Raw genomic sequence first — 1,923 nt, forward strand, 5'->3', positions numbered from 1 at the left:
GTTGTGCGCCCAGCATGGGCGATTGCTTGGGGGTGGAAGTCCCCTGGGGGAAGAGGTGGTGCTAACCCCGAGCCGGAGGCAAGGGCGTCATCGTGAGGTGGGGTCTGGAGGAAGCCCGAGGCGAGAGCTGGGTACCGAGGAACACGAACCGCGTATGAGGCGTGCTGGCCGGGTGAGCCTGCAACGGAAGGTGACGCCCGTCTCCACCAAGAAGGCCAGTGCGTAAACGCGGCGGGGATCCAGGGACAGTGATCGTTCTTACCTGGGGAGATCTGTCCGGGTGTCGGTTGTGCTGAGGTGTCGCCGCGCCGACGGAGCAGGCCGGAAGGTCGGTTCTGACCGGGCAGAAGTCAGCAGAGGTCGTAGTACCAGCCGGGATGGCCGCCGATGGGTGGTGGGCTGGGAAGGGCCGAACATCGAGTGGAACGGGTGATGTGGTGGCTGCTCGTGCTGGTCACATGGACCGCAGCAAGTCCGCTTCGGCGGTGCCGACCGGGGAGGGACCGGTGCATTCCGGAAGTGTCCCGGCGGAGCGTAGTGGCCGGTCGGCGCACTCCACGGAGGACGTTCACCGGGAGCGGGAGTCCTCGCTGTGGGAGCGGATGCTCTCCAGGGAGAACCTGCTCGCGGCGCTCGACCGCGTTGAAGTGAACCGGGGTGCTCCCGGGGTGGACGGCATGACCACGGCCGAATTGCGGCCGTGGACCGCAGTGCACTGGCCCGAGGTCCGGGCCGAACTCGACGCGGGCATCTACCGGCCGGCGCCGGTCCGTCAGGTGATCATCCCGAAGCCTGGCGGCGGCGAGCGGATGCTGGGGGTGCCGCGGGTGCTGGACCGCTTGATCCAGCAGGCCATCGCGCAAGTGCTCATGCCCATTTTCGACCCGCAGTTCTCGGGGTCGTCCTTCGGTTTCCGTCCTGGCCGGTCCGCTCATCAGGCGGTCCGGGTCGCGCGGCGGGCGATCGAGGACGGCAACCGGTGGGTCGTGGACGTTGACCTGGACCGGTTCTTCGACCGGGTCCAGCACGACGTTTTGATGGCGCGGGTGGCGCGCAAGGTCAGTGACCGCAGGGTCTTGAAGCTGGTCCGCAGGTACCTGGAAGCCGGGATCATGGTGGACGGCGTGAAACAGCCGAGCGCGGAGGGGACCCCGCAGGGCTCCCCGTTGTCGCCCGTGTTGTCGAACATCATGCTCGACGACCTGGACCGGGAACTGTTCAAGCGCGGTCACAGGTTCGTGCGTTACGCCGACGATCTGCGGATCTTCGTGGGGAGCGAACGGGCCGCCCGCAGAGTGCTCGCCTCGGTTACGGCCGTGGTCGAGCAGCGGCTGAAACTGAAGGTCAACCGGGAGAAGTCGAAGGTGGTCCGGGCCTCCGCCGCCACGCTGCTGGGGTTCGGCTTCTACTTCACCCGGAGCGGAGTGAAGATCCGGGTCGATCCGAAGGCGCTGACGCGCTGGAAGGTCCGCATCCGGGAGCTGACCTCACGCCGGTGGAGCATCGCGATGGACGAACGCATCGCGAAGATCAACCGGTACATGGCCGGATGGATGGGCTACTTCCAGCTCTCGGACGCCTCCAGGGCGTTCCGGGACCTGGAGGAATGGCTCCGCCGCAGGATGCGGCAGATCCGCTGGAAGGAATGGAAACGCTTCGCGGCCAGGCACCGGAACCTGCTCGCACTCGGGATCCCCGAGCGCGCCGCCCGTGAATGGGCGAGCAGCAGCAAAGGCTACTGGCGGATCGCGGGGTCTGCCGTCCTTCAGCGGGGGCTGCCCAACTCCTACTGGGACGACCTGGGCCTGAAGATGCTCAAGCCAACCTGGCAACGGTTGAGACCAGCCCGATGAACCGCCGGATGCGTGACCCGCATGTCCGGTGGTGTGGGAGGAGGGCCGGGCGACCCGGCCCTCCTACCCG

The 1,923-nt window shown here is 67.4% G+C and carries 1 protein-coding gene; it reads left to right on the forward strand.

Annotated elements, in window-relative coordinates; genetic code table 11:
- The first annotated feature begins 458 nt into the window (after positions 1-458).
- Positions 459-1,853, forward strand: a complete 1,395-nt coding sequence (gene ltrA, locus ACYVOO_RS18355) for a group II intron reverse transcriptase/maturase (protein ID WP_461016709.1) — start codon at positions 459-461, stop codon at positions 1,851-1,853.
- Positions 1,854-1,923: the final 70 nt, after the last annotated feature.

This window comes from Streptomyces daliensis (assembly GCF_054782395.1).